A 25,183-nucleotide genomic window follows, 5' to 3' on the forward strand; every position below is an offset into this window, starting at 1 on the left:
GGCACGGCGTGTCTGGATTTCGTTGGTGAGATGACCGCCCGCGAGGCACGACTGGCCGCCTGTGATTGTTTGATGTTGCCGGTGGTGTTGAGCGCCGCTGGGGAACCTCTCGATATGGGGCGGCTGCGACGGTTCGTCACCCCGGGGCAACGACGGGCGCTGAACATCCGGGACCGGGGCTGTGCGTTCCCGGGCTGTCATCGGCAGCCCAAGCACTGCCACGCCCACCACATCGATCACTGGGCCGATGGCGGACCCACCGACCTGCGGAATCTCACCCTGCTCTGCGGTTTTCATCACCGGCTGATCCACCATGGGGATTGGGAAGTCCGCATGGCCCCCGACGGGCTACCGGAGTTCACGCCGCCGCAGTATTTGGATCCGTTACGAAGACCCCGGCGCAACACCCTGCATCGCGCCGCTTAACCCTGCATGACCCGAGGAGCCCGCCAGCCACACCGGCGACGGGCCCCTCGGCATGCCCACAACCGGACTGGAGAAAGCCCTCCCCTACCTTGAGAGTCGCGACGGGAGATGCCACGAACGGTCTTGCCGTCCACCGCGATCTGCGCGGCCGATGCCCCGCCCTGCCGGGGCGGGTTCTCCCGGCCGGGGCGTTCCTGCAATCACGCGCAGATCGCAGCGTCCACCCGCTGCAGAGTCCGTCGCAGCGTGGCCTCATCAGGCGGCACATACCGACCCCGTCGCGGGTCCAGCCGGGCCAGGAACCTGCTGCGGAGCATCAGCCGCCCACTCACCGATCGCGGCGAACGACCGGGCCCCGCACACACCACCGCCGCGGCGATCATCAGGATCGAGCACGGCCGATGCCGCACCCCACGCCATTCCCGCGGATCCGGAACTACCACCAGATGATCACCCAGATCGAACAAATCGCTACCGGACACACCACGGGGCCAAAAGGTCAAAACAAGCAGGAATCAGCGATGATGACAAGACAGGCACGGCTCTCTCTCACACGACCATGAGTCCTGGACAAACCACATGATCAGACAGAGACCGTGCCTGCCCTCATTCAGGTGACCGACTTTGCCCCGCAGAGTTGGCAAGAAGGCTTCACTACGCCGCACTGCCCAGCCGCACCGGCGAGGTGCCCACTCTGGAAACAAAAAGGTCCCGCTTCCGCTCAGCGAAGGTCTGGGGGTTACCTGCGAGCAGAAGCGGGAGTTCGAGGCCGGTACGGTGGGCCGCCTCTCGGCGAAAGGCACTACATGGCTCCGGCCGGACCGGTATTCCATGAAGGCAAAAGGTGAGGCCCGGGGGCACCATCCGTACCGACACCCTTTACAACGCACACACCCACCGAACGTTCCCCGAAACCTCAGTGACCTACATCGCCCCAACCCCTAACTCACAAAAGCGAAAGTGACCAGCGAAACGCTCAGTCACGAGCGCGGAATCGCCGCCACGGCTTCCACTTCGACGGCGTACTCCGGCGCGGCCAGTGCTGCCACCACAGCCAGCGACTGTGCCGGGAAATCTCCCTCCGGGAACCATCGCCCGAAGGCCTCCACCTGGGCGGCACGGTAGCCCGCCAGGTGCTCGGTTCCACCGACGAGCGTCAGCAGCTTCACCAGGTGCCGCGGTTCGCCACCGGCGGCGGTCAGGAGCGCTTCGATGTTGGCGAAGATCTGCCGCCCCTGTGCCTCCGCGTCCGCGCCTGCCAGGCTGCCGTCCGGCAGGAGACCGAGCTGTCCCGACACGAATACGATCTCGCACTCCGGCGGGACGGTGGCCAAGTGGCTGTACCGTCCGACGGGCGACGCGACTTCTTCAGGGTTCCAACGACGTGAGTTCATCCCTCAATGATCCACTTCCGCGTTCGGGGCTCGGCACAGCCCTGGAACAACCAGAAAAGACCCGCCCCCGCTCAGCGAAGGCCTGGGGGTTACCTGCGAGCGGAGGCGGGAGCTAAGGGCCGATACGGTGGGCCGCCTCTCGGCGAAAGGCACGACATGGCTCCGGCCGGACCGGTATTCCATGAAGGCGAAGGGTGAGGCCCGGGGGCACCATCCGTATCGACACCCTGTACAACGCAGACACGCGCCGAATGTTCCAGCCGAGACAGTGACCCACGTCAACAGGGCGGCGGAACCTGCTCGATCAGCTCGTCGGGAGCGGACAGCCGCCAGGCCTCGTAGACGAGTTCGTTCAGCTCGTCGGCCTCGAGCCCGTCAAGGTGGACGACCACCCAGCCGAATCCTCCCGCCGTGAACTGCACCTCGAACACGTCCGGGCGCTCGGCGACGAGGGCCTCCTGTTCCGACAGGGTCTGCTTCAAGCCGACGGTCTGGGTGCGCGGCCAGTAGTAGCCGAAGCGCTTTCCACGCACGCTGAACGACTCCCAGTCCCTCGCGTCGGAACGCTCGACGTCGGCGAGCTTTTCCAGCATCCGGTGGAACTCGTCACTCGGCACACCCATCCTGAACCCCCAAAACTCGGCGGCCACAGTCTAGGCCGTGTCCTGCAAGTCATGTTCGCGGTCTCCGCGCCCAGGCGGCCCCTGACGGCACGGGTGGATGCGGCCGAGTACGACCCGGTACGAGGCCGATCCGCCCGCACCGCCAGGAACCACCTGGATCACGAAGCCCATCGAACAGACTTACAGGACACGGCCTAGCCGACAGCCCGGCAAGATCAGGAGCCCGCCCGCAGCTCCGCCTTGCGCACCTTTCCGGAAGCGGTCCGGGGCAGCCGCTCGACGAACTCGAACTTCGACGGCACCTTGTACTTCGCCAGCCGTCCGAGCAGGAACTCGCGTAGCTCGTCGTCGCCGACGTCACCTGAGCGGACGACGAAGGCACAGCCGACCTCGCCCCATTTTCCGTCCGGGACGCCGATGACCGCGGTCTCGGCCACCGCGGGATGTTCGTACAGGACGTTCTCCACTTCGGCCGGGTACACGTTCTCGCCGCCGGAGATGAACATGTCCTTCAGGCGGTCGACGATCCGGTAATGCCCGTCCTCGTCGACGGTGGCCAGGTCGCCGGTGCGGAACCAACCGTCCTCGGTGAACACGGCCGCGGTCGCCTGCGGGTTCCGCCAGTAGCCGGGGGTCACATTCGGTCCTTTCACCAGGATCTCCCCCGGCCCCGCGCCCGGCGGGTCGAGCCGGACGTCGGCGAAGAACACGGGTACGCCCGCGGAGCCGGCCCTGCCTTCGGTCTCGCGCGCCTCCAGGAACGTCACGCCCGGCGCGGTTTCGGTCAGCCCGTAGCCCTGGCAGAACACGAGCCCGCGCCGCTGGTACGTCCGCACCAGCTCCTCCGGGACCGCGGCGCCACCGCAGATCAGGCTCCGCACCGACGACAGGTCGACCGACGGCCATCGCGGGGACGCCGACAGCGCGGCGTACATCGTCGACACCCCGAACATCCAGGTCACGCGGTGCCGCTCGATCAGGTCGAAGCAGTGGTCGACGTCCCAGGATTCGGTGAGCAGCGCGCAACCGCCCTTGACCAGGGTCGGCAACAGTGTCTGCGCCAGCGCGGCGATGTGGAAGAGCGGCGCGGTGACGAGCGTGACCTCGTCGCCGCCCACGTCCACCCCGATCAGCAGGTTGAAGGTGTTCCACAGCAGGTTGGCGTGCGTGAGCGTCGCGCCCTTCGGCCGTCCCGTGGTGCCCGACGTGTACAGGATCAGCGCGACGTCGTCGGGCTGCACCGTCACCTCGGCCGGGGTCTCGTCGCCCTCGGCGAGCCAGGTTTCGTAGTCCTCCAGCGTGACCAGCTGCGCGGTGACGGTGTCCAGCCCATCGACGACCTTCGCCGTCTTCGGCGCGTAGATCAGCACTGTGGCGCCGGAGTCGGTGAGGATGTGTTCGATCTCCGGCGTGGTCAGCCGGAAGTTGAGCGGGACGAAGATCGCGCCGAGCGAAGTGGCCGCGAACAAGGTTTCGACGAACGCCGGATGATTCGGGCCGAGGTAGGCCACGCGATCACCCTGGCGTACACCCGCCACCGTGAGCCGTGACGCCAGCTTCGCGATACGCCTGGCCAGCTGGGCGTACGTCGTCGGCTCGTCTTCGAAGAGCAGCGCGGTCCGCTGTGGGGAGATCCGTGCGCGGCGGGCGGGCCAGCCGCCGATTCCTTCATCCCGCATCTGCGGCCTCGGCGGTGGACCGCACGGGGCGGGTCTCGATCAAGTCTCGCCGGTTCGTCTCCTTCAGCGCCAGGACGCAGCCCGCCGACAACAGACAGAACGCCGCGATCGTCAAGGACACCGCCGTGGTCGACGGGTCGCCAGACGCACGCTGGAACTCGGCGAACAGCACCGGCGCGAAACCGGCGCCGAGACCGGCGAGCTGGTATCCCAGCGAGGCGCCGGTGTAGCGGTTCTCGGTGGCGAACAGTTCGGTGTAGAGCGCCGCCAGCGGCCCGTACATCATCGGGTGCAGCACGCCTTGCCCGATCACGAGCGCCACGAGCAGCAGCGCGCCGCTACCGCTGTCGACGAGCGGGAACAGCAGGAACCCGTACACCGCCGTCACGATCGCGCCGATCAGCACGATCGGCCGCCTGCCGAACCGGTCCGAGAGCGCCGACCAGCCGATGATCCCCACCACCGCGCAGACGGAGGAGACGGTGAGCGCGTTCAGCACCGTCTGGCGTCCGTGTCCCGCCTGGACGCCGTACGCGAGCACGAACGTCGTCAGTGTCCCCTGCACGACGAACGCGGCCAGGCCGACGCCGACCCCCAGCAGCAGCGTCTTCGGCTGCTCGCGCAGGACGGCCACCAGCGGGAACCGCCGTCGCGGCGCCGCGGTCTTGGCGGCGAGGAACGCCGGGGTCTCTTCGACCCGGGACCGGACGAACAACCCGATCCCGAGCAGGACGACGCTGAGCAGGAACGGTACCCGCCAGCCCCAGTCGAGGAACGCCGCCTCGCCGGTGACCGCCACCGTCCCCGTCATCGCGACCGTGGACACGACCATCCCGCTCGGGGCGCCCGCGTTCGCGAAGCTGGCCCACAGGCCGCGGCGGGAGGTGGCGTGCTCGGCCGACATCAGGACCGCGCCACCCCATTCACCGCCGACCGAGATGCCTTGCAGTACCCGCAACAGGATCAGCCCGATCGGCGCGGCCGCCCCCACGTCCGCGTAGGTGGGCAGCAGCCCGATGAGGAAGCTGGACACGCCCATCAGCGTCATGGTCAGCACGAGCATCCGCTTGCGGCCGAGCTTGTCGCCGAAGTGGCCGAAGAGCACGCCGCCCAGTGGCCGCGCGAGGTAGCCGGTGGCGAACGTGCCGAAACTGGCGACGGTCGCGAGGGCGGGATCGAGGTTGGAGAAGAAGACCTTGCTGAACACGACCGCGGAAGCCGTGGCGTAGAGGAGGAAGTCGTAGTACTCGATGAGGCTGCCGAGGTAGCTCGAAGCGACGGCTCGGCGGAGCTGGACGTTGCGGTGGGATCGCACGGCTTTCCCCTTGTCGTCAGGCGTAGTGCCGGTAGACGGCCCGCGCGACGCACGCGGGTTTGGCGGAACCGTCGAGTTCGATCGTGAAGTCGAGGACCATCTGCACTCCCCCGGCGATATCGGTCACCTCGGCGACCTTCCCGGCGAGGCGGATCTTGCCGCCTGCCGGGACCGGAGCGGGGAACCGCACCTTCTCCAGCCCGTAGTTGACGCTCATCCGCACGCCGGTGATCCGCAGCAGGTCGCTGAAAAGCGGGATCAGCAAAGAGAGTGTCAGGTATCCGTGCGCGATGGTTCCGCCGAACGGGCCGTCGGCCGCGCGTTCCGGGTCGACGTGGATCCACTGGTGATCGCCGGTGGCGTCGGCGAAGCGCCCGATGCGGTCCTGGGTGATCTCCAGCCAGTCGCCGTGCCCGAGGTCCGCGCCCGCGAGTGCCTTGATCTCTTCGATGCCGTTCGCGTGGGTCATGCTTCTCCTAAGCCGTGTCCTAGTCGGTTTTGACGAGACCGAGCAGCTTCGCCGCGTTGTCCTTGAGGATCTTCGGGCGGACTTCGGGTTTGATCTCCAGCTCGGCGAAGTCGGCGAGCCAGCGGTCCGGGGTGATCACCGGGAAGTCGGAACCGAACAGCACCTTGTCCTTCAGCAGGGTGTTGGCATACCGGACGAGCTGAGGCGGGAAGTACTTCGGCGACCAGCCCGACAGGTCTATATGGACATACGGTTTGTGCGTCGCGACGGCCAAGGCCTCGTCCTGCCAAGGGAACGACGGATGCGCGAGGATGATCCGGAGTTCGGGGAAGTCGACGGCGACGTCGTCGACCAGCATCGGATTCGAGTACTTGAGCCGGATCCCGCCCCCTCCCGGCACACCGGCGCCGATCCCGGTCTGTCCGGTGTGGAACAGCGCGGGGACCTCGAGTTCCTCGATGGCCTCGTAAAGCGGGTACGCCATCGGGTCGTTCGGCGCGAAACCCTGGATGCTCGGATGGAACTTGAACCCGCGGACGCCGTATTCCCCCACCAGCCTGCGTGCCTCGCGGACGCCCGCCCTGCCCTTCCAGGGATCGACGCTAGCGAAGGGGATGAGCACGTCACCGTGTTCGGCGCAGCTCTCGGCGACCTCCTCGTTCGCGATCCGCGGATGGCCGGTGGCGTATTCGGCGTCGACGGTGAACACGACCGCGGCCATCCTGCGTTCCCGGTAGTAGGACGCCATTTCCGCGATCGAAGGCTGCCGGTGCCCGTGCGCCTTGAAATACTTTTCCGAGGCGCCGAACAACGCCGGGCTCAACGAGCCGTGGCCGTCCTTGGAGATCTCCGCGTGCGTGTGGACGTCGATGGCGTCGATGGCGTCGAGATCGATGGGCATGGTCACGGTCCTTTCGGCGCGGGGATGCCGAAGCTCTCCGGCGCGGCGCCGACCCCGGCGTGCCAGGAGGCCGCGATCCCGTCGGCGGTCCAACCTCCGTCGGCGAACGCCACGGCCTTCTCCCGCGGGTGCGCCCAGAGCGAGAGCCGGTCACCGCCGATGCCGATCGCCTGGCCGGTGATGCCTTTCGCCTCGTCCGAAGCCAGGAAGACGACGAGCGAGGCGGCGTCCTCGACCGTTCCCAGACCTTCGTCACGGCGGAGCCAGGGCGGGAAGGGTTTCCCGGTCCGTTCGGCCTCTTCGATCACCGGCGCGAAAGCCGGGATGGTGCGGGTCATCTCGGTCGCCGCGACCGGGACGACGGCGTTGACCAGGATCTCGGCCTTCGCCAGTTCCGCCGCCCAGGTACGGGCCATCGCGGCGATCCCGGCCTTCGCGGCGGCGTAGTTGGTCTGCCCGAAGTTGCCCCGCTGCCCCGCCGGCGAGGAGATCAGGATCAGCCTCCCGCCGTCCCCCTGCTCACGCATCCGCACCGCGGCGGCCCGCGCGCAGGTGAACGTGCCGCGGAGGTGGACGCGGACGACGTCGTCGAACTCGTCGTCGGACATCTTCCACAGCACCCGGTCCCGCAGGATTCCGGCGTTGGTGACCATCGTGTCGAGCCGCCCGAACTCCTCGACCGCGGTGGCGACGAGCCGTCCGGCGACCTCGGCGTCACCGACCGGCGCGACGACGGGAACCGCTTGTCCGCCCGCTTTCCCGATCGCGTCGGCGGTTTCGACGGCAGCGGCCTCGTCGACGTCGTTGACCACGACCGCGGCACCGGCGGCGGCGAGCGCTTCCGCGTAGGCCCGTCCCAGCCCGCGGCCGCTGCCGGTGACCACCGCGACCTTGCCCGACAAGTCCATGGAGCCGTCCTCTCATCGTCCGTTGCGCATCTCAAAGTAGGCACAATCACAACTACCGTCAATAATCTGCCCAACATCATCGGCTAAGCTGCTGTCCGTGACCGAAGACGACACCCCGCCCGGCCAGGCCCATCGGCCGCAATCCCTGATGCTCACGTTCCTGGGCATGCACGTGCTCGGCCACGAAACCGCCGTCTACTCCGGAAGCGTGATCGACGTGTTCGCCCGCGTCGGCGTCTCCGAAGAGGCGGTCCGCTCGACGCTGACCCGGATGGTCGGCCGTGGCCTGCTGATCCGGCAGCGACACGGCCGCCGTGTCTACTTCGGACTGACGCCCCGCGCGACGGAGGTGCTGGAGGACGGCGCGCGGCGAATCTGGGACACCGGCGCGGTCAACCGCGACTGGGACGGCACCTGGACACTCGTCGGGTACTCGCTGCCCGACAGCAGGCGCAGTGACCGGCACGACCTGCGCAGTCAGCTCGTCTGGGCGGGTTTCGGCCTGCTGCAGAACGGTTTGTGGATCGCGCCGGGCACCAGGGACGTCACCGCGATCGCCGGGCCGCTCGGCCTGCTCGACCACGTCACCGTGTTCACCGCGCAGGAGGCCAAACCGACGGAATCGGCCGACCTGGTACGCAAGGCCTTCGACATCGACGCGATTTCCGCGCGATACCACACTTTCCTCGGCCGGTGGGACACGCCGAAGCCGCTTCCGTCGGCCCCGGACGACCTAGCCCGCCGGCTGCTGCTGCACACCGACTGGCTCCAGGCCGTACGCCAGGATCCGCACCTCCCGGCGGAACACCTGCCCGACGACTGGCCCGCGATCCGGGCGGAGCAGGTCTTCGCGCGGCTCGACGAGCGGATGCGGGACGCTTCCACCCGGTTGGCCGAAGAAGTGCTCGACGTCGTCGAGGTCACGGACGGCTGATCCTCGCTACCCTCGCTTTCGGAAGTGGATCACTCGACCCGGGGAGCTGCGGAATGGATCGTCCGGCCACGGCGGCGGAACTGTTCGACGCCATCGGTTCCGCCTACGAGGACGCCTTCGGCCGCCCGCCGGTGGTCGACAAGGCGGTGCGGCAGCTGCTCGACGCGCTGCCACCGGCTTCGAGGGTGCTCGACATCGGCAGCGGCACCGGCCGTCCGGTCGCCGAGGATCTCACCGCGGCCGGACACCGGGTGACCGGGCTCGACGTCTCGTCGGTGATGATCGAGCTGGCCCGCGAGCAGGTCCCGGCCGCCACTTTCGTCCACACCGACGTGCGGGAATGGACTTCACCGGACGGATCTTGGGAGGCTGTCTGCGCGTTCTTCCCGTTTCTGCAGATGCCGCGCAAGGACACTGAAGCCGTACTCGCCGACATCGCGCGCTGGCTGGTGCCGGGTGGTCTTTTCGCGCTGATCACCGTCCCTCGGGACATCGAAGACGTACCGGTGGAGTTCTTCGGCCGCACGTTCCACGAGACCAGTTTCGCGCCGGAAGACCTCGTACGGCGTGTCGAAGCGGCCGGGCTGGAAATCACCGGGACGCATGCGGAAATCTTCACCGCGGACGAGCCCGGGACCCCGCCCGAGGAGCACCTCCTGATCACCGCTCGCAAGCCGGGCTGAGCGGGTACGTTCCCCTCGTGCCCGTCATCAGCGTGATCACCCCGGTCCACCCGCCGAGCCTGCCGTATCTGACCGAGGCCTACGCATCCCTCGCGGCACAGGAACTCCCTCCGGGCTGGGCCTGGGAATGGCTGGCGCAGGAGGACGGGGAGACCGGTCTGCTCGACGACGTCCTCCCCGCCGACGAGCGGGTGCTGACCGGTTCGGGTCGCCGCGGTGGCCCCGGGGTCGCGAGGATGATGGCGCTGTCTCGGGCTTCCGGAGAACTGATCAAGGCGCTCGACGCGGACGACGTGCTGGCGCCGGGCGCGCTCGCCCGGGACATCGCGGCGCTCGAGGACCCCGCGATCGGCTGGACCACCTGCCGGGTCCTCGACCTCTTCCCGGACGGGGCCACGGCGGGCGTCGACAGCGATCCCGAGGAAGGGCCGATCGAACCCGGCGCGATCCTCCGGTACTGGCAGCGCAACGACTATCTGTCGCCGGTGGTCGCCGGAACGCTGTGCATCCGCCGCGAACTGCTCCTGGAGCTGGGCGGCTGGATGGCGCTGCCCGCGTCGGAGGACACCGGGCTGGTACTGGCGGCGAACGCGTCGGCCGTCGGGTACTTCGTGGCCACCTGTGGCATGTACTACCGGAAGTGGGCCGGACAGGTCACCAAATCCGCCGCGCACAACGACGACACCGAACGGCTCGCCCGGATGAAGCTGATCGGGGAACGCGCCGAGATCATGCTGACGCGGCGGGCTCAGCGGGTGCCGAGCTCTGAGCGGTCAAGGATCCCCCGCTGAGCAATGGCGCGTCATTGGGACACCTTTCGGGGACTCGGTGTCCGATTGATGTCGCTATGTGCGGTTCCGCGTGGGGGTCGTGTGTGGCGAATAGGGTTAGAACCCTCATTGCCACTCACGACCCCCGTCCACAACCTTCCGTCTGCCAGCCTCCAGGGCACGCGATGCGAGCGCCCCTACAGGTCGATGTGGACGTCCGGTGACGCGGCGACGATGTCGAGCAGCGCCTTGGCGCACAGATCGCGGGTCTGGTCCCTGGTCAGCCGCTGATACTTGAGCCAGTCGAGGCAGACCGCGACGACGAACGCCAGCCAGCCCCGGACGGTCACGCGCAGCGTCTCCGGCGGCTCGCCGTCCGGGCACAGCACCGCCAGGATCCGGCGGCCCTGTTCGGCGAAGTTGCGGTCCAGGATCTCCCGGACGTCGTCCACCGCGATCGACGTGCCCGCGTGCAGGGCCCGGTAGCCGTCTTTGTTGGCTTCGACGTAGCGGAGGTACGCGTCGAGACCTGCCATCAGCTGGTCCGCGACCGGCAGCGCCGGATCGGTCCTGGTCATGGCGAGCAGCCGTTCGCCCTCGGCCTTGACGACCTCGGTGACGAAGTCCCGTTTCGTCGGGAAGTAGTGGTAGAGCAGGCCCCGCGACACCTCGGCGATGTCCGCGACCTGCTCGATCCACACGTCGTCGTACGGCCGCTCCGCGAACAGGCGGGCGCCGATCCGCAGCAGCTGTTCCCGTCGCTCGGCGGTGCTCAGCCTGCTGCGGGGCCTTCCGGAGGTACTCGGCGCCATCCGCTCATCGTACTTACTTGACACGAGTTCAGTAACGCGCCACCCTCACTATTGGATGCCGATTCAACAGCGTTCGGATTCACCACTGCTCACCTGGAGGGGCTCGATGGCCACCGCTCTCCCCCATCCCCCGCGCCGGATCCCCCTGATCGGCGACGTGCTCGGCGTTTCGCCGAAGACGCCGGTCCAGGACTCGATGCGGCACGCCGCCGAACTGGGCCCGGTGTTCGAACGCAAGGTGTTCGGCCGCGCGATCGTGTTCGTCCACGGCGCCGACATGGTCGCCGACCTCTCCGACGAGAAACGGTTCGCGAAACACGTCACGCCCGCGATCGCGAACCTGCGCCCGCTCGGCGGCGACGGGTTGTTCACCGCGCACAACGAAGAGCCGAACTGGCGGCGCGCGCACGAGATCCTCGCGCCCGCCTTCAGCCGCAACGCCATGCAGCGCTATCACCCGGCGATGCTGGCGATCACCCGCGAATTGCTGGACACCTGGGACCGGGGCGGCGAGGTCGACGTCACGGGCGACATGACCAAGCTGACGCTGGAGACCATCGGGCGGACGGGCTTCGGCTACAGCTTCTCGTCGTTCGAACGCGCCGAACCGCATCCGTTCGTCGCCGCGATGGTCCGCACACTGCGGCACGCACAGCGGACGGTGCTCCAGCCGCCGGTCATCGGCCCGCTCCTCAACCGGAAAGCGAACCAACGCAACGACGCCGACTTGGCGTTCCTCCGGTCCGTCGTCGACGAGGTCGTCGAGGCACGCCGGGACGACCCGAGCACCGACGACCTGCTCGGGCTCATGCTGAACACCACGCAGCCGGGCACCGGCGAAGCGCTGGACGAGGTCAACATCCGGAACCAGATCATCACCTTCCTCATCGCCGGGCACGAGACCACCTCGGGCGCGCTGTCGTTCGCTCTGTACTACCTGGCACGGAATCCGGACGTGCTCGCCCGCGCCCAGTCCGAAGTGGACAAGGTGTGGGGCGAGAACCCGGACCCGTCCTACGAAGAGGTCGCCAAGCTCCGGTACGTCCGGCGTGTACTCGACGAGGCACTGCGGCTCTGGCCGACGGCGCCCGCGTTCGCGCGCCAGGCACAGGTGGACACCGTCGTCGGCGGCCGGTATCCGATGCGGAAGGGGCAGTGGGCGCTCGTCCTCATCCCCGCCCTGCACCGTGATCCCGTATGGGGAGACGATCCGGAGTCGTTCGATCCCGACCGCTTCGCCCCGGATCGCAATCGTGCCCGCCCGGCGCATGTCTACAAGCCGTTCGGCACCGGGGAACGGGCCTGCATCGGACGGCAGTTCGCCCTGCACGAGGCGACGCTGGTGCTGGGCATGCTGCTGAGCCGGTACGACCTCCGCGGCGATCCATCCTACCGGCTGAAGGTGCAGGAACTGCTCACGCTCAAGCCGGAGGGCTTCAAGCTCGACGTCTCACTTCGCGACCGCGCGACAGTGGCCGTTTAACCCTCGCGGGGTTCGAGCAGGTCTTCGCAGAGGGCGTCCACGAAGCCGCGCGGGATACTCGCGCCGATCAGGGCGCGGTAGACGATCGGGCCGACGACGGCGTCGATGGCGGCGTCGACGTCGAGCCTCGGCGAGACCTCACCGGCCTCGATTCCGCTCGCGAGGAGCTCGCGCTCCTGTTCACGGCGAGGGCCGAGATACCGGCTTTGAAGGCTCTTGGCCGTTTCGGGATTGTGCTGCGCTTCGGCGACGAGTGCGAGCAGGACCTTTCCGGCCGGGTCGCGAGTGACGAACCGGGCGAAAGCGCGGAAGTAGCCGCGGATGCTGTCCTGAGTGGACTCGCCCGCCGGGACGGGGAATCGCTTTTCGCTGTCTTCGATGAGCGTGTCGAGCAGGATCTCGACCTTCGACGGCCACCAGCGGTAGATCGTCTGCTTGGCGACACCTGCCTGGCGGGCGATCGCCTCGATGGTCAAGCGCGCGAAACCGTGCTCGACGAGCAGATCGTCCGCGGCATGAAGCACGGCGAGGCGGGCGGCCTCGTCGCGCTGGTTGCCGGAGCGCGCCCTGCGGGGCTGCGAATTCACGGCTGACATGCGGACCACAGTACCGGCCGGCGCGGCCCCGCCGGGGCGGCAGGTGCCGTGCTACTGTCGAGACGCAACGTCTCGTCTAGACAAATACCCCCATCCCCAAGGAGTTCTCATGTCCGAAACTGCCGACCGGCAAGCACTCGTCATCGGCGCCTCCCGTGGGCTCGGACTCGTCCTCGCCGACGAGCTCACCCGGCGCGGCAGACGGGTCATCGCCACGACACGCCGGAGCGGCGGCGAACTGCAGGCGAAGGCCGACGCGTCGAACGGACGGCTGCGGGTCGAGTCGCTGGAGATGACCAGCGGCGACCAGCTGGCCGCCCTGCGAGAGCGCTTGGACGGCACCGAACTCGACCTGCTCTTCGTCAACGCCGCGATCGACCGAGGGAACCTGCCGATCGCCGAGGTCACGGACGAGGAGTTCACCGAGGTGATGATCACCAACGCGTTGAGCCCGTTGCGTACCCTCGAAGCCCTGCGCGGATTGGTCGCGCCCGGCGGCACCGTCGCGGTGATGTCCTCCGAACAAGGCAGCATCTCGCGGAACACCGAGGACGGCTACGAGCTCTACAAGGCCAGCAAAGCCGCGCTCAACCAGCTGATGCGCAGCTACGCGACCCGCCATGCCGCCGACGGGCAGACCAAACTGCTCATCGACCCCGGCCACAACCGGACCCGTCTCGGCGGCCCCGACGCGCCGCTCGATCCCGGGAAGAGCATCCCGGCCGTGGTCGACGTCCTCGAAGCGCAGGCTGGCGCCCGAGGTCTCCAGTTCCTCGATCTGCACGGCGAGGTGGTGCCTTGGTAGCACCCGGTCACATTCTTCATCCGGGATCCGTCAGTGCGGTGAAAGCAAGACGGAATCCTTGAAGGAGAACATCATGGAAGCCCGGATCCCGAACCCCGCGATGGCGAACCCCGCCACGCTGAAGGCCCTGATCGCACTGGCGGAGTCCACCGGGGACACCGGTGTCCCGAACACCACGCACTACCTCATGCACGTTCGCGCCAGCCAGATCAACGGCTGCAGCGGCTGCCTGGAGATGCACACCAAGGAACTGCGCAAGGCCGGCGAGTCCGACGAGCGGATCTTCACCGTGGCGGCGTGGCGGGACACGGCCTACTTCACCGACGCCGAACGCGCGGCGCTCGCGCTGGCCGAGGCCCTCACCCGGATCGCGGACCGGGCCGACCCGGTCGACGACGAGGTCTGGAACGAGGCCGCTCGCCACTACGACGAGAAGCAGCTCTCGAGCCTGGTCCTCTCCATCGCCGCGATCAACACCTGGAACCGGCTCAACGTCGCGACCCGGCAGATCGCCGGCGCCGCCTGAGTCTCACCGGGCCTGCCGCAATTCCACGCAGCACTCGGCCGCGCCGGGAGCGAGGACAGCCTCCACGTTCCCGGCGCCAACGCCGGTCAGGAAACCGGCGAGGAACGCCTGGTTGAGCCCGCAGACCAGCTCGGGCGCCTCGGCGGCCAGCGGATGGAACGGACAGTTCCGCAATCGCACGCAGGTCTGGGTGTCCCGGCTCGGCTCGAAACCGAAGCGGCGAAGCATTCCTTCGGCCACGGTGAGCGCGCGTTCCACGCCCAGCCTGCCGGGCCGGGTCCGCGCACGTTCCTCCTCGCCCAGGGTGAGGCCGCGCTCCCCCGCGACCCGCAGCACGGCGTCGCGCGCCGTTTCACCCGATCCCTCGGCGAGCACGGCTTCGGTGAGGATGCCGGCCAGGATCTCGTGCCGCCTCGCCGGAAGCTGCACCTGGACGGTTTCCTCGACGGGTTCGTACACCTTGGGCTTGCGCCCCACCTTGGTCACCGGGCCGGCCGCGAAGCCGAAGCGGAGCAGCCCGGCCGCCACGAGTTTGTCGAGGTGGAACGCGGCGAGCTTGCGGGAGATCCCGACCGCGGCCGCCGCCTCGTCCCGCGTCACCGGACGCCGCGCGCGCCGGGCGAAGGCGTACATGCCGCGGCGCAGGTCGTCGTCGAGCGCCGCCACCGCGGCGATGGCGGTGGCGTCGAGGCCGTCCGGGCCTGGCTCTGTCACGTACACCACGATATCGCCCATCTCAACCGGCGGAACATCCTGGACCATGGATCTACCATGTAGGCTGAACCGGCAGGTGCTAAAACACCCAAAGATTTTAGTCGAATAGCACCGGGATCGCGGTACAGCCTAGGAGGCCTTATGTCCACTCCCGCCTTGCGCGTCGTGCACGAACCCGGGCCGGGGCCGGACCTGGAGGCCGCCGAAGCCGCGGCCGCCGACCTCCTCACCGCACTGGGCATTTCGCTGGACTCCGAGAGTCTCCGCGGCACTCCCGGCCGGATGGCGCGCGCGTACGCCGAGCTGTTCACCCCGCGCTCCTTCGACCTCACGACCTTTCCCAACGACGAGGGCTACGACGAACTCGTCCTCGCCAGGGGTATCCCCGTCCGATCGGTCTGCGAACACCACCTGCTGCCGTTCGTCGGCGTCGCGCACGTCGGTTACCTGCCGGGAGAGCGAATCCTCGGCTTGTCCAAGCTGGCCAGGATCGTCGAGCATTTCGCCTGCCGTCCGCAGGTTCAGGAACGCCTCACGAAACAGGTCGCCGACTGGCTCGACGAGCAACTCGACCCGCGTGGCGTCGGTGTGGTGATCGAGGCCGAGCACTCGTGCATGACCCTGCGCGGTGTCCAGGCCACCGGATCGAGCACCGTCACCTCCACCCTGCTCGGCACGCTGCGCGAAGACGCCCGGTCACGCCAGGAGTTCTTCGCCCTCACCGGTATCAACGGCTGACGACGGGTTCCTCCGCGTAGGCCGCGGAAACCACGGCGCGATCGAACACCCGCCAGGTGACCGCGGAAACGAGCACCGCCACCACGAACCCGGCCCAATACGGCGTCGTCAGCCCGAACTCGGCCGCCACCACTCCCCCTAGCTGCCCAGCGCGGGAGTTTCACGCACAGCTGAGCGGCCGCCCTCTAGACTGCCCTTCCGTTCGGCCTTGGAGGGGACCACGGATGGACGATCACGACCCGGTTCGGATCTTCGTCAGTTACGCGGGCGACTCGCCGATTCACCACGAACGGGTTCGCGAGTTCGCAGCGTTCCTGCATACCGAAACCGGGTCCGAGGTGTTGCTGGAGGACTGGAGGGCAACCCCCCGCCGCCGCTGGACGGCATGGGCCGCCGATCAGTTGGGCAAGGCCGACTTCATCCTCGCGATCGCATCGCCCGAGTACAGGAATCTCATCGACAGCGGGAATCTCTTCGATACGGCAGAGGTGGACGAGGAGCTCTCCAGTCGGGTCTTGCCGGTCGTGTTACCGGGACAGTTACCGGAGTACATTCCCGAAACCCTTTCGCCGTACACCTCGACCTGGTTCAGGGTGCAGGACTTCACCAGGGACGGGGCGGCGGCCTTGCTGACCACCATCACCGCACGCAAGGTCACCCGTCCCCCCGACCGCACTGATACCCCCTCCGACCCCTTCACCGCCCACGTCGCCGACTACCGGCCCGACACCGACGACGGCATAGACCGCCTCGGTATCGGTCCCGACGTGCGGATGCTCGCCGACCTGGTCGTCTCCCGGATGATCACCCCTCCCCTGTCGATCGGCCTGTTCGGCAGCTGGGGTTCGGGCAAGAGTTTCTTCATGCGCCAGATGCAACTGCGCGTCCGCGAACTCGCCGATTCCGCGCAGGAGGCCGAAACCGCGGCCGGAGCGCACGGCAAGACCGTGTCGTCCTACTGTTCGAGCGTCCGCCAGATCAGCTTCAACGCCTGGCACTACAGCGAAGCGAACCTTCTCGCCAGCCTCGCCACCCACATCTTCGACAACCTCGCCGCGAGTGGCGCCGAGAACGACCTCCAGCGCCAAGCCGACGCGCTCGCGGAACGCCGCAAGACGGAGAAGACCCTCCTCGGCAGGCTCAGCGCTGTCCGACTCGAACGCAGGACCCTGACCGCCCAACAGAAGCAGGCGAAGCGACGGCGACGGAAGCCACGCGAGTACGTCCGCGCGGTCTTCGACAGCCTCACCGACGCGGACAAGGCCTGGATCGCGTCCCGGCTCGGCGTCGAGCGGCCGACCGCCGAGGATCTCGAACGTCTCGCGCAGGAAACCGGCGGACTGCGCTCGGACGTCGCCGAATTCCGGCGGCGGCTGCGGCAGGATCCGGTTCCCTTGCTGGTCCTGATCGGTGGGCTGGTGACCGTACTTGTGGTCACGCTCCTTCTGGGCCAGTCGCAGGTGTCGGGCGTTCTCGGCGGGCTCACCGTGCTGAGTTCCGCGCTGACCGTCGTCCTGCGGATGCGCGCCAGCGCCGGCCGGATCCATCAGGCGCTCGACGATCTCGGCGGTCCGTCCGAAGAGGACACCGAGACAGAGCGGCGGCTCGCCGAACTGGACGCCGAATCCGACCGGCTCCAAGCGGCGGTCACCGAACTCGCGCCCGGACTGGATCTCGTGTCGTTCGCCGAGTCCCGGGTCTCGGACTACCTCGAACATCTGGGCGTGGTCTCGTTGCTGCGCAAGGATCTCGAAACGTTCGCGACCATGCTCTCCGAGGTACCCCACGGTTCGGGGAAGATCGAACGGACCGTGCTCTACATCGACGACCTCGACCGTTGCCCGCCCAAGGTGGTCGTCCAGGTCCTCGAAGCCATCCACCTTCTGCTGGCGCTGCCGGTCTTCGTCGTCGTGGTGGGTGTCGACTCCCGATGGCTGAAGAAGGCCGTCGAGCAGCACTACGAGGAGATGCTCGGCGACGATCCGGACACCTTCGCCGAAAACTACCTGGAGAAGATCTTCCAGGTGCCGTTCACGTTGTCCCCCATGGACGATCCAGGGTTCGCGGAGCTCGTGCGCGGGCTCGCCGCCACCGAGGGTCAGGACGCCACACCGGAGGCCGCTCCCGCCGAACCGGATCAGCCCACCGACGACCGCTCCCCGGATGCGGTCGCACCGGCTCCTCGTCGCGAGGAAACACCTGGACCGTCGTCCGAACAGTCCACAATAGACCTTCGACCTCCTCGTCTGGTGATCTCGACGGCGGAACTGGACTTCCTGGCCACGCTGGCCCCACTCGTCCGGTCACCGCGCGCCGCGAAACGGCTACTGAACCTGTATCGGTTGTTACGGGCACGCCTCGCCGGAGAAGAACTGGCCGAGTTCCTCGCCGACGGCACACGCGAAGCACCGTTCAGGGCGGTGCTGGTGCTGCTGTCGGTACTCGTCGGGCATCCGGAGGCGGTTTCCTGGTTCTTCGCTTCGCTCGACGGGACGGATCCCGACGACGACGTGCTCGAGATCGTGTCGTCACTGAACGACCACGAACTGCGGCCGAAACTCGAACGCGGCCTGTCCGGCGAGTCGTGGCCGGAACGGGCCGCGTCCTATCAGCGCTGGTTGCCGTTGGTGAACCGGTTCTCGTTCTCCCGCGACGGCTGAACCCGCGATCGCTCGATGTCGGGCCCCCGGTAGAGCCGCTCCGGAATGTTCGCCAGTGTCGAAGGATGGACCTGTGGGCCGAGGCCGTAGAGCTTCTGGAAGCTCATGATCAGCGGCCGCCACCGGTCAGGGTCGATCCGGTCGTCGGTGCCCGGCATCCGGATGTCGTCGTGGACGTGGACGCGCTGTACGCGGACCTCGAACACGAGCACGCCACCGCGCTGTGCCTCGTCGTCCTCGGCGAGCGGATGGACCGCCTCGACGACTGCCTCCATCGTCACCGGGCATTCCGCCACGCGTGGCGGCCGGACGGTTTCCGAGGCGACCGGGGTCAGCCCGGCCCTGCCGAACTTGTCGGCTTCGTACCGGTAGCCGCGTTCGTACTTGCGGGCAGGGACGGGATCCGATCCGGTGGTCAGGGCCAGCCTGTCGACGGCGGCCGCCAACTCGTCGGAAGGGAGATTCAGAACACATTCACGACTTCGCATGAGATTCTGCGCCGTCTTGGATTTCGCTCCCAAGCCGAGCATGCCCCGCCAGCCGAGCCAGAACGCCGACGACATCGGAGCCAGGTTCGGAGACCCGGTCTCGTTCGACGTCGAGAGGAGCACCACCGGGGTGCCGAAGTAGAGGATTCCCGGCTCGATACGGGTGTGCGCGGTCTCGGCCGCTGGAGTAGTAACTGTCACGTTGGTCAGCTTCGCCGCGCCGAGCGACGAAGGCTGGCGTGAATCGGACGTCGCGATCAACCCCGTCGGCAGGCAGCTCGCCGGGCCGGAAACCCCTACCCTTTCCGTAAAGGTCCCCTTGGGCGGCCGATGACCCAGTGTCGTTCGGAGTATTGCGTTCGGCCGATTGCTGGTAGGTTCGCCGAACTTGAACAACGGAGGAGGCGCCGGCAGCTGCCCGGTCAACACCCGAACGCGCGTGGTGAGGCGAATCGCATGCGAGACGATGTGGTCCAGGCGAGCTCGATCATCGGGCACTCTCCCGGTCAGGTTTGGGAAGTGATCGGCGATCCCGAGTCCTACTCGAGGTTCGTCGCGGAGATCAGCTGGTGCGAGATCCGGCAGCCCGCCGAACGCGGACGTGGTCCGAAATGCCTTATTCGCCTGGAGCCCCGGCCGGGCAAGCTCGTCGTCGGCGAGATCGAGGCCAGGGTCTGGCGCCCCGGTGAGCACGTCGTCTGGTGCGGAGTCGAAGACGACGGCAACTGGGTCTCGGTCGAACTGAGGCCTGCTCCCGACGAGGGCACGGAACTCGTCGCGCAGCTGATGCTTCCCGCGCGGCATGCGCATCTCGTGTCCGCCGCGTCGTTCAAACGCAGCGTCCGCGCGGTGTCCCGGCGGATCGACCTGCACCTTTCCGGCCGGGCCGCGCCGCCGCAAGAGGAACCCGCGCATACCAAGGCCACCACGCTGCACACGGCGAGCACGCTGATCAAGGCAGGCGTGCTCGCGGCCGCGCGGCCGGACAAGATCGCCCGGCAGCTGACCTCGCTGTCACAGTGGGGCGCGACCGTCGCGGGCGGCTACACGGCCAACGCCGCCCGCGTACCGGACGAACCGGCGCTGCGCGACGAACGCAACGTCCGGACGTTCAAGCAGGCGGCGAATCGCAGCAACCAGATCGCGAACGCGCTGGCACTGCGCGGAATCGGCTCTCGTGACCGGATCGCCCTGTTGTGCCGCAACCACGCCGCGATGGTCGAGTCACTGATCGCGTGCAGCAAACTCGGCGTGGACGTGATCCTGCTCAACACCGGGCTTTCCGCCAGCGCGGTCGCGAACGTCATCGGCCTGCACAAACCGGTCGCGGTACTCGCCGACGACGAGTTTTCGCGGATCATCGCCGACATCCCCGGCGATTTCCTGCGCTTGTCCACCTGGCCCGAAACCGAGAACGGTTACCCGACGATCGACCAGCTGATCGCCGGGGTGCCCGCCACCAAACTCAAACCGGCGGACCGGATCGGCAGGCTCGTCGTGCTCACCTCGGGCACCACGGGCACTCCCAAGGGCGCACGCCGTCCGACGCCGAAGGGGCTCGCGACTTCGGCCGCGATGCTGGACCGCATCCCGCTCCGCACCGGTGATCGTTTCGTGGTGGCCGCGCCGCTGTTCCACAGCTGGGGCCTCGCCGGAATGCAGATCGGGATGGCGGTGCGCGCGTCGCTGTCGCTGGTCCGCCGATTCGACGCCGAAGAGATACTGAGGACGATCGCCGAACACCGGTGCGGTGTGTTGTTCGCCGTCCCGATCATGCTGCAGCGCATCCTCGACCTGCCCGAACGGATCCGCACCAAGTACGACCTGTCGTCGCTGCGCATCGTCGCGAGCAGCGGATCCGCGCTGCCGGGGACGATCGTCACCGAGTTCATGGACACCTTCGGGGACGTGCTCTACAACTTCTACGGCTCCACAGAGGTTTCCTGGGCCAGTATCGCCACGCCCGAAGACCTCCGCGCCGCGCCGACCACCGCGGGCCGCTGCCCGCCCGGCACCCGGGTCGCCATCCTCGACGACGACCACAACCGCGTCCCGCCAGGCTGGGAGGGACAGATCTTCGTCGGCAACGACATGCTGTTCGAGGGCTACACCGACGGTGCCAGCGTGCCCCGTGCCGAAGAACTGATGGCGACCGGCGACGTCGGCTACCAAGACGCCGCCGGACGGCTCTTCGTCACCGGCCGTGCCGACGAGATGATCGTGTCCGGCGGGGAGAACGTGTCCCCTCGCCCGGTCGAGGAGGCCATCGTCGCGTTGCCCGGCGTCCACGAAGCGGCGGTGATCGGCGTGCCGGATCGCGAGTTCGGGCAACGGTTCGCGGCGTACATCGTCCCGAAACGCGGTGCCAGGATGAACGCCGAGGACGTCCGCGCCTACATTCACCGGCGCCTCGCTCGCTTCGCGGTGCCCCGCGACGTGTACTTCGTCGAGGAACTTCCCCGGAACGCGACCGGGAAGGTGCTCAAGCGGCTGCTCAGGGACGAGACCTGGCCGATCGACCAGTGAGCGTCCTTTATGGACTGGCCAGCTCGAACGATGGCCCGGCGAAGTCGCATGACTGCTGGTCGGCTCCACCTCTATAGCGGACAAGGCAAACGTGTCGTAGCGCGCCCGACGGGGAGCAGCCTCACGCGGACCACGCGCCGATCGTGGTGGATCTGGTGCTTTGCGGGGCTTCGTCCTCGCAACGCGTGTGATGAGGGCCGAAGCAACTTCCGCGTCGCCCGCCGCTCACGTGCCATGAAAGGTCCTTTCCTTGCAAAATTTGCAAGGAAAGGACCTTTCATGGCACGTGGGGCACCCTGATGTTGTCTGGTTCTGGAGCCGGTCGGGGGTTATGGCGAGCAGGGAAGGAGGCCTTCACGACGCGTGCCGCTGCCGCAGCAGGAATCGCTGGATCTTCCCGCTGGGCGTCTTGGGCAGCTCGTCCACGAAGTACACCTCACGAGGATAGGCGTGCGCCGCGAACCGCGTCTTCACCAGCGCCTTCAGTTCCTCGGCCAGTCCGGCATCGGCGAGGACACCGTCGCGCGCCACCACATACGCCACGACCACCTCGCCCCGCAGTGCGTCCGGGACACCGATGACGGCGGACTCGGCCACGGCGGAATGCTGCTGCAGAACGCTTTCCACGTCGAACGGACCGATTCGGTAGCCGGCCATCAGGATGACGTCGTCATCGCGCGAAGCGAAGGTGAGGTAGCCGTCGACGTCCTTGGCGGCGACGTCGCCCGTGTAGTACCAGCGGCCGTCGGGGCTGAACCGGGCCGCCGTGCGCTCAGGCGCGTCGCGGTAGCCCCTGAACCACACCAACGGGCTGGCGGGTAGGTCCAAGGCGACCCGGCCGCGCTCCCCCGGCTCCGCGACGACGTCGGCGTCCTCTTGGAGGACCTCGACGGAGAAGCCCGGCAGGACCCGCCCCATGGACCCCGGCTTGACCTCGGCGCGGAGGTCCGGATGCCACGCGTTGCCGACCACCATGCCGAGTTCGGTCTGTCCATAGTGGTCATAAACGCCGACGCCGAGGTTCGACGACGCCCACTCCAGGACATCCGGGGTCAGCGGTTCACCCGCCGACGAGCAGCGCCGCAGGCGCAGACCGTCCGGCACCGGAGCGTTCGCGTTGCGGAGCGCGCGGTACACCGTCGGCGCGGCGGCGAAGTTGGTGACGCCGAATTTCGCCAGTACCGCCCACGTCAGTTCGGCCGAGAAACCCGCGTGCAGCAACAAGCTCCGCCTGCCGGTCGCCATCGGCGTCATGATCGCGTAGTACAGCCCGTAGGCCCAGCCGGGATCCGCGGCGTTCCAGAAGACGTCGTCGGCCCGGACGTCGAGGGCGAAGTCTTGATACGCCTGGAAACCCGCGAGTGCGCCGAGCGGAATCGGGACCGCTTTGGGTGTCCCGGTCGTCCCGGAGGTGAACAACTCGACCAGTACACCGGAGCCGCCGGTCACCGCCGCCTCCCGCCGCGGCACCGCATCGGCCTCCAACTCCGCGAACGACAGGGCTCCGCCGACGGCGTCACCGCCGACGACGACCCGGCGCCCGTCGTCGGCGGGCAGGTCCGCGGACGGTTCCAGTTTCGCCAGCTGATCCGCGTCGGCGATGACGACCTTCGTCCCGTTGCCGGTGATCCGCAAGGCGATCGCGGGCGGCGCGAACGCGGTGAACAGCGGAACGTGCACCGCGCCGAGCCGCCAGATCGCCAGCAGCGCCACGACCAGTTCCGCGGACTTGCCCATCAGGGTCGCCACCCGGTCGCCCGGCCCCACCCCGAGACCGGCCAAGGCCCCGGCGAACCGTTCCGACCGCTCGCGCAGTTCGCCGTAGGTGAGATCGTGGCCGGTCAGATCGGGTTCGACCACGGTGAACGCGACCGACTCCGCCGGATGCCGGTCGCACAGCAGGGTGGCGGCGCTCGCCCGCTCGTCGCCGTAGACCTCGAGCAACCGCCGGACGTGAGCTTCGGTCATCGTTTCTCCCGGTACCTTCCGAAGGCGTACAGTTCCGGAAATCGTGCGGGCGGATCCGATCCGCCACCACCCCCGATCCAGGGGGGTCACCGAGGAGGGTGAGGCGATGCGGGTCGACGACGCCCTGCTTCTCGGCGCGGTCTCGGACCTGCGCCGCGACACCGGACTGCCGGTGGGGTTCGCGGGGGTCGCGGGCCCCTCGCCGCGGATGCGGCTGACCGCGTTCCTCGGCAACCGCGGCACCGCTCTCGACGGTCTGTCCGTCCGCGCCGGCCTCGGCCTCGGCGGCAAAGCACTCGCGCTGACCAGGCCGGTCGTCGCCAACGGCTACCACAGCACCACCACGATCAGTCACGACTACGACGAGCCGGTCCGCGACGAGGGCATCCACTCCGTCGTCGCGATCCCGGTCGTGGTGCGCCGCCAGGTCCGCGCCGTGCTGTACGGCGGCCTGCGCGACGAGGCCGTCCTCGCCGGCCGCACGATCACCGCCGCCCTGCACGCCGCGCGCGATCTCGAACAGACGATGGCCGTCGAGGACGAGGTCGAGAAGCGGCTGGCGCGGTTACAGCCACTCGCCGAGCACCACGAGGACGCCGCGCCGCGGGAACGGCTACGCGAGGCCTACGGCGAACTTCGCGCACTTTCCGGCCAAGTCACCGACAGCACGCTTCGTGCCCGCCTCGACGAGGTCTGCGAGAACCTGACCGGCACCCCGACTTCGGCGGTTCGCCTGGCGCCGAGGGAATTGGACACCGTCGCGCTCGTCGCGCTCGGCCTCACCAACGGCGAGATCGCGCATCGGCTGGGCCTGACCGCCGAGACGGTCAAGAGTTATCTGCGGGACGCGATGCGGAAACTCGACGCGCACTCCCGGCTGCAGGCCGTCACGCACGCGCGGCGTCTGGGCTTGCTGCCTTAGGCCGTGTCCTGCAAGTCATGTTCGCGGTCTCCGCGCCCAGGCGGCCCCTGACGGCACGGGTGGATGCGGCCGAGTACGACCCGGTACGAGGCCGATCCGCCCGCACCGTCAGGAACCACCTGGATCACGAAGCCCATCGAACAGACTTACAGGACACGGCCTAGGCCGGCGGCGGTAGCGGCGAGACCGAGACGATGCAGTACTGGTCGTTGCCCTCGCGCCGGACCTCCATCGTCGTGGTGAAGTCCTTCTCGTAGTTCAGGGTTCCGGACATCGTCACCGAGATCAGGTCGGGGCCTGCCTGTTTCGGGTCCTTCGCCGTGAGCGACGCGTTCTGGTCCCCCAAGGCCTTCGCCGCCGCACGGACCTTGTCCTTGGCGTCCGCGCAAGCCGAATCGGCCGCCCTGTCGGCCTCGTCGCCGTACACCGCGAGCATGAACTTGCCCGCCAGGACCGACCCCCAGTCGACGCTGAGCGGTACCTGGGTCGCGCTCTGCTTGGACGGGGCCTTGCTGTCGCTCAGCAGGAAACCCGGTGCCACGAACGCGAGGATCACGAAGACGACCACCACGAGCGCTCCACCGCCGGCGATGAGCCCGATCATCAGGCCGTTGCCCTTCTTCGGCGGCTGCTGCCCGGGGAACTGCTGCCCGCCGTACCCGGGCGGCGGGTAGCCGGGCTGCTGCGGGTACTGCTGCTGGGGATAACCCTGGTGCGGCGGAGGACCCCACTGCGGGCCAGGTGGTCCTTGCGGTCCCTGTGGATACGACATCGAAGCTTCCTTCCCCCTGGCGAACCGTGCGGCGAATCTACCGTCCCCTTCGGACAGTCAAAATCCGGCTC

26 protein-coding genes are annotated in these 25,183 nt (G+C 68.2%); 11 read left to right on the forward strand and 15 right to left on the reverse strand.

Annotation, left to right across the window (positions count from 1 at the left end; genetic code table 11):
- Window positions 1-426 (forward strand): HNH endonuclease signature motif containing protein (locus ACZ5ZX_RS39915; protein WP_465507194.1); only part of this gene is annotated, 426 nt, incomplete at its 5' end.
- Between the two features lie 200 nt (window positions 427-626).
- Here the strand turns inward: ACZ5ZX_RS39915 and ACZ5ZX_RS39920 are convergent.
- The 8 genes from ACZ5ZX_RS39920 to ACZ5ZX_RS39955 all read right to left on the reverse strand — a co-directional run bounded on the left by ACZ5ZX_RS39920 (window position 627) and on the right by ACZ5ZX_RS39955 (window position 7,715).
- The gene (locus ACZ5ZX_RS39920; RefSeq protein WP_465507195.1) at window positions 627-908 is read right to left on the reverse strand and encodes a transposase family protein; all 282 of its coding nucleotides are present in this window, start codon (window positions 906-908) and stop codon (window positions 627-629) included.
- Window positions 909-1,406: 498 nt separating this feature from the next.
- Complete coding sequence (locus tag ACZ5ZX_RS39925) at window positions 1,407-1,820, reverse strand: RidA family protein (protein WP_465507196.1); 414 nt, start codon at window positions 1,818-1,820, stop codon at window positions 1,407-1,409.
- Between the two features lie 278 nt (window positions 1,821-2,098).
- Entirely contained in the window at window positions 2,099-2,443 is a 345-nt protein-coding gene (locus ACZ5ZX_RS39930; RefSeq protein WP_465507197.1) for an MmcQ/YjbR family DNA-binding protein, read from the reverse strand.
- Between the two features lie 215 nt (window positions 2,444-2,658).
- Complete coding sequence (gene menE / locus ACZ5ZX_RS39935) at window positions 2,659-4,122, reverse strand: o-succinylbenzoate--CoA ligase (protein ID WP_465507198.1); 1,464 nt, start codon at window positions 4,120-4,122, stop codon at window positions 2,659-2,661.
- Window positions 4,112-5,437, reverse strand: a complete 1,326-nt coding sequence (locus ACZ5ZX_RS39940; RefSeq protein WP_465507199.1) for an MFS transporter — start codon at window positions 5,435-5,437, stop codon at window positions 4,112-4,114. The genes menE and ACZ5ZX_RS39940 overlap by 11 nt, the downstream gene beginning before the upstream one ends.
- Before the next feature lie 16 nt (window positions 5,438-5,453).
- Window positions 5,454-5,906 carry a MaoC family dehydratase gene (locus tag ACZ5ZX_RS39945; protein ID WP_465507200.1) on the reverse strand — a complete coding sequence of 151 codons (453 nt, stop codon included), beginning with the start codon at window positions 5,904-5,906 and terminating at the stop codon, window positions 5,454-5,456.
- A 19-nt stretch (window positions 5,907-5,925) separates the two neighbouring features.
- The gene (locus ACZ5ZX_RS39950) at window positions 5,926-6,807 is read right to left on the reverse strand and encodes an amidohydrolase family protein (protein ID WP_465507201.1); all 882 of its coding nucleotides are present in this window, start codon (window positions 6,805-6,807) and stop codon (window positions 5,926-5,928) included.
- Window positions 6,808-6,809: 2 nt separating this feature from the next.
- A complete protein-coding gene (locus ACZ5ZX_RS39955) occupies window positions 6,810-7,715 on the reverse strand; it encodes an SDR family oxidoreductase (protein ID WP_465507202.1) in 906 nt (301 codons plus the stop codon).
- A 97-nt stretch (window positions 7,716-7,812) separates the two neighbouring features.
- Here ACZ5ZX_RS39955 and ACZ5ZX_RS39960 point away from each other — a divergent pair, with 97 nt between their 5' ends.
- The 3 genes from ACZ5ZX_RS39960 to ACZ5ZX_RS39970 are packed head-to-tail and all read left to right on the forward strand — an operon-like array spanning window position 7,813 to window position 10,123.
- Window positions 7,813-8,649 carry a PaaX family transcriptional regulator gene (locus ACZ5ZX_RS39960; protein WP_465507203.1) on the forward strand — a complete coding sequence of 279 codons (837 nt, stop codon included), beginning with the start codon at window positions 7,813-7,815 and terminating at the stop codon, window positions 8,647-8,649.
- Between the two features lie 53 nt (window positions 8,650-8,702).
- The gene (locus ACZ5ZX_RS39965) at window positions 8,703-9,332 is read left to right on the forward strand and encodes a class I SAM-dependent DNA methyltransferase (RefSeq protein WP_465507204.1); all 630 of its coding nucleotides are present in this window, start codon (window positions 8,703-8,705) and stop codon (window positions 9,330-9,332) included.
- 17 nt (window positions 9,333-9,349) lie between these two features.
- Window positions 9,350-10,123 carry a glycosyltransferase gene (locus ACZ5ZX_RS39970; RefSeq protein ID WP_465507205.1) on the forward strand — a complete coding sequence of 258 codons (774 nt, stop codon included), beginning with the start codon at window positions 9,350-9,352 and terminating at the stop codon, window positions 10,121-10,123.
- Window positions 10,124-10,299: 176 nt separating this feature from the next.
- Here ACZ5ZX_RS39970 and ACZ5ZX_RS39975 read toward each other — a convergent pair whose 3' ends face one another.
- Window positions 10,300-10,914 carry a TetR/AcrR family transcriptional regulator gene (locus tag ACZ5ZX_RS39975; RefSeq protein ID WP_465507206.1) on the reverse strand — a complete coding sequence of 205 codons (615 nt, stop codon included), beginning with the start codon at window positions 10,912-10,914 and terminating at the stop codon, window positions 10,300-10,302.
- 106 nt (window positions 10,915-11,020) lie between these two features.
- Here ACZ5ZX_RS39975 and ACZ5ZX_RS39980 point away from each other — a divergent pair, with 106 nt between their 5' ends.
- Window positions 11,021-12,397 carry a cytochrome P450 gene (locus ACZ5ZX_RS39980; protein WP_465507207.1) on the forward strand — a complete coding sequence of 459 codons (1,377 nt, stop codon included), beginning with the start codon at window positions 11,021-11,023 and terminating at the stop codon, window positions 12,395-12,397.
- Here ACZ5ZX_RS39980 and ACZ5ZX_RS39985 read toward each other — a convergent pair.
- Window positions 12,394-12,993, reverse strand: a complete 600-nt coding sequence (locus ACZ5ZX_RS39985) for a TetR/AcrR family transcriptional regulator (RefSeq protein WP_465507208.1) — start codon at window positions 12,991-12,993, stop codon at window positions 12,394-12,396. The two genes, ACZ5ZX_RS39980 and ACZ5ZX_RS39985, sit on opposite strands and share 4 nt — an antisense overlap.
- A gap of 109 nt (window positions 12,994-13,102) precedes the next feature.
- Here ACZ5ZX_RS39985 and ACZ5ZX_RS39990 point away from each other — a divergent pair, with 109 nt between their 5' ends.
- Together ACZ5ZX_RS39990 and ACZ5ZX_RS39995 are read left to right on the forward strand one after the other, a co-directional pair.
- Window positions 13,103-13,798: an SDR family NAD(P)-dependent oxidoreductase gene (locus ACZ5ZX_RS39990; RefSeq protein ID WP_465507209.1), complete on the forward strand. Its 696-nt coding sequence runs from the start codon at window positions 13,103-13,105 to the stop codon at window positions 13,796-13,798.
- Between the two features lie 73 nt (window positions 13,799-13,871).
- The gene (locus ACZ5ZX_RS39995) at window positions 13,872-14,324 is read left to right on the forward strand and encodes a carboxymuconolactone decarboxylase family protein (protein ID WP_465507210.1); all 453 of its coding nucleotides are present in this window, start codon (window positions 13,872-13,874) and stop codon (window positions 14,322-14,324) included.
- A gap of 3 nt (window positions 14,325-14,327) precedes the next feature.
- Here the strand turns inward: ACZ5ZX_RS39995 and ACZ5ZX_RS40000 are convergent, their stop codons facing one another.
- Entirely contained in the window at window positions 14,328-15,059 is a 732-nt protein-coding gene (locus ACZ5ZX_RS40000) for a helix-turn-helix transcriptional regulator (RefSeq protein WP_465507257.1), read from the reverse strand.
- A 120-nt stretch (window positions 15,060-15,179) separates the two neighbouring features.
- Here ACZ5ZX_RS40000 and folE point away from each other — a divergent pair, with 120 nt between their 5' ends.
- A complete protein-coding gene (gene folE, locus ACZ5ZX_RS40005; protein ID WP_465507211.1) occupies window positions 15,180-15,776 on the forward strand; it encodes a GTP cyclohydrolase I FolE in 597 nt (198 codons plus the stop codon).
- Here folE and ACZ5ZX_RS40010 read toward each other — a convergent pair.
- Window positions 15,766-15,906: a hypothetical protein gene (locus tag ACZ5ZX_RS40010; RefSeq protein WP_465507212.1), complete on the reverse strand. Its 141-nt coding sequence runs from the start codon at window positions 15,904-15,906 to the stop codon at window positions 15,766-15,768. The genes folE and ACZ5ZX_RS40010 overlap by 11 nt on opposite strands.
- A 94-nt stretch (window positions 15,907-16,000) precedes the next feature.
- Between ACZ5ZX_RS40010 and ACZ5ZX_RS40015 the strand changes: the two genes are divergently transcribed.
- Window positions 16,001-18,436 carry a P-loop NTPase fold protein gene (locus ACZ5ZX_RS40015; RefSeq protein ID WP_465507213.1) on the forward strand — a complete coding sequence of 812 codons (2,436 nt, stop codon included), beginning with the start codon at window positions 16,001-16,003 and terminating at the stop codon, window positions 18,434-18,436.
- Here ACZ5ZX_RS40015 and ACZ5ZX_RS40020 read toward each other — a convergent pair.
- Window positions 18,385-19,125: a flavin reductase family protein gene (locus ACZ5ZX_RS40020; RefSeq protein ID WP_465507214.1), complete on the reverse strand. Its 741-nt coding sequence runs from the start codon at window positions 19,123-19,125 to the stop codon at window positions 18,385-18,387. The genes ACZ5ZX_RS40015 and ACZ5ZX_RS40020 overlap by 52 nt on opposite strands.
- A gap of 255 nt (window positions 19,126-19,380) precedes the next feature.
- Here ACZ5ZX_RS40020 and ACZ5ZX_RS40025 point away from each other — a divergent pair, with 255 nt between their 5' ends.
- Complete coding sequence (locus tag ACZ5ZX_RS40025; protein ID WP_465507215.1) at window positions 19,381-21,450, forward strand: AMP-binding protein; 2,070 nt, start codon at window positions 19,381-19,383, stop codon at window positions 21,448-21,450.
- Between the two features lie 354 nt (window positions 21,451-21,804).
- On the opposite strand, the gene ACZ5ZX_RS40030 is transcribed toward ACZ5ZX_RS40025, so the two are convergent.
- Window positions 21,805-23,418, reverse strand: coding sequence for an AMP-binding protein (locus tag ACZ5ZX_RS40030; protein ID WP_465507216.1), 1,614 nt, complete (start codon window positions 23,416-23,418; stop codon window positions 21,805-21,807).
- Between the two features lie 106 nt (window positions 23,419-23,524).
- On the opposite strand from ACZ5ZX_RS40030, the gene ACZ5ZX_RS40035 reads away from it, so the two are divergent.
- A complete protein-coding gene (locus ACZ5ZX_RS40035; protein ID WP_465507217.1) occupies window positions 23,525-24,340 on the forward strand; it encodes a helix-turn-helix transcriptional regulator in 816 nt (271 codons plus the stop codon).
- A gap of 160 nt (window positions 24,341-24,500) precedes the next feature.
- On the opposite strand, the gene ACZ5ZX_RS40040 is transcribed toward ACZ5ZX_RS40035, so the two are convergent.
- A complete protein-coding gene (locus tag ACZ5ZX_RS40040) occupies window positions 24,501-25,112 on the reverse strand; it encodes a hypothetical protein (protein ID WP_465507218.1) in 612 nt (203 codons plus the stop codon).
- Window positions 25,113-25,183 lie beyond the last annotated feature (71 nt).

This window comes from Amycolatopsis sp. NPDC033938 (assembly GCF_055575975.1).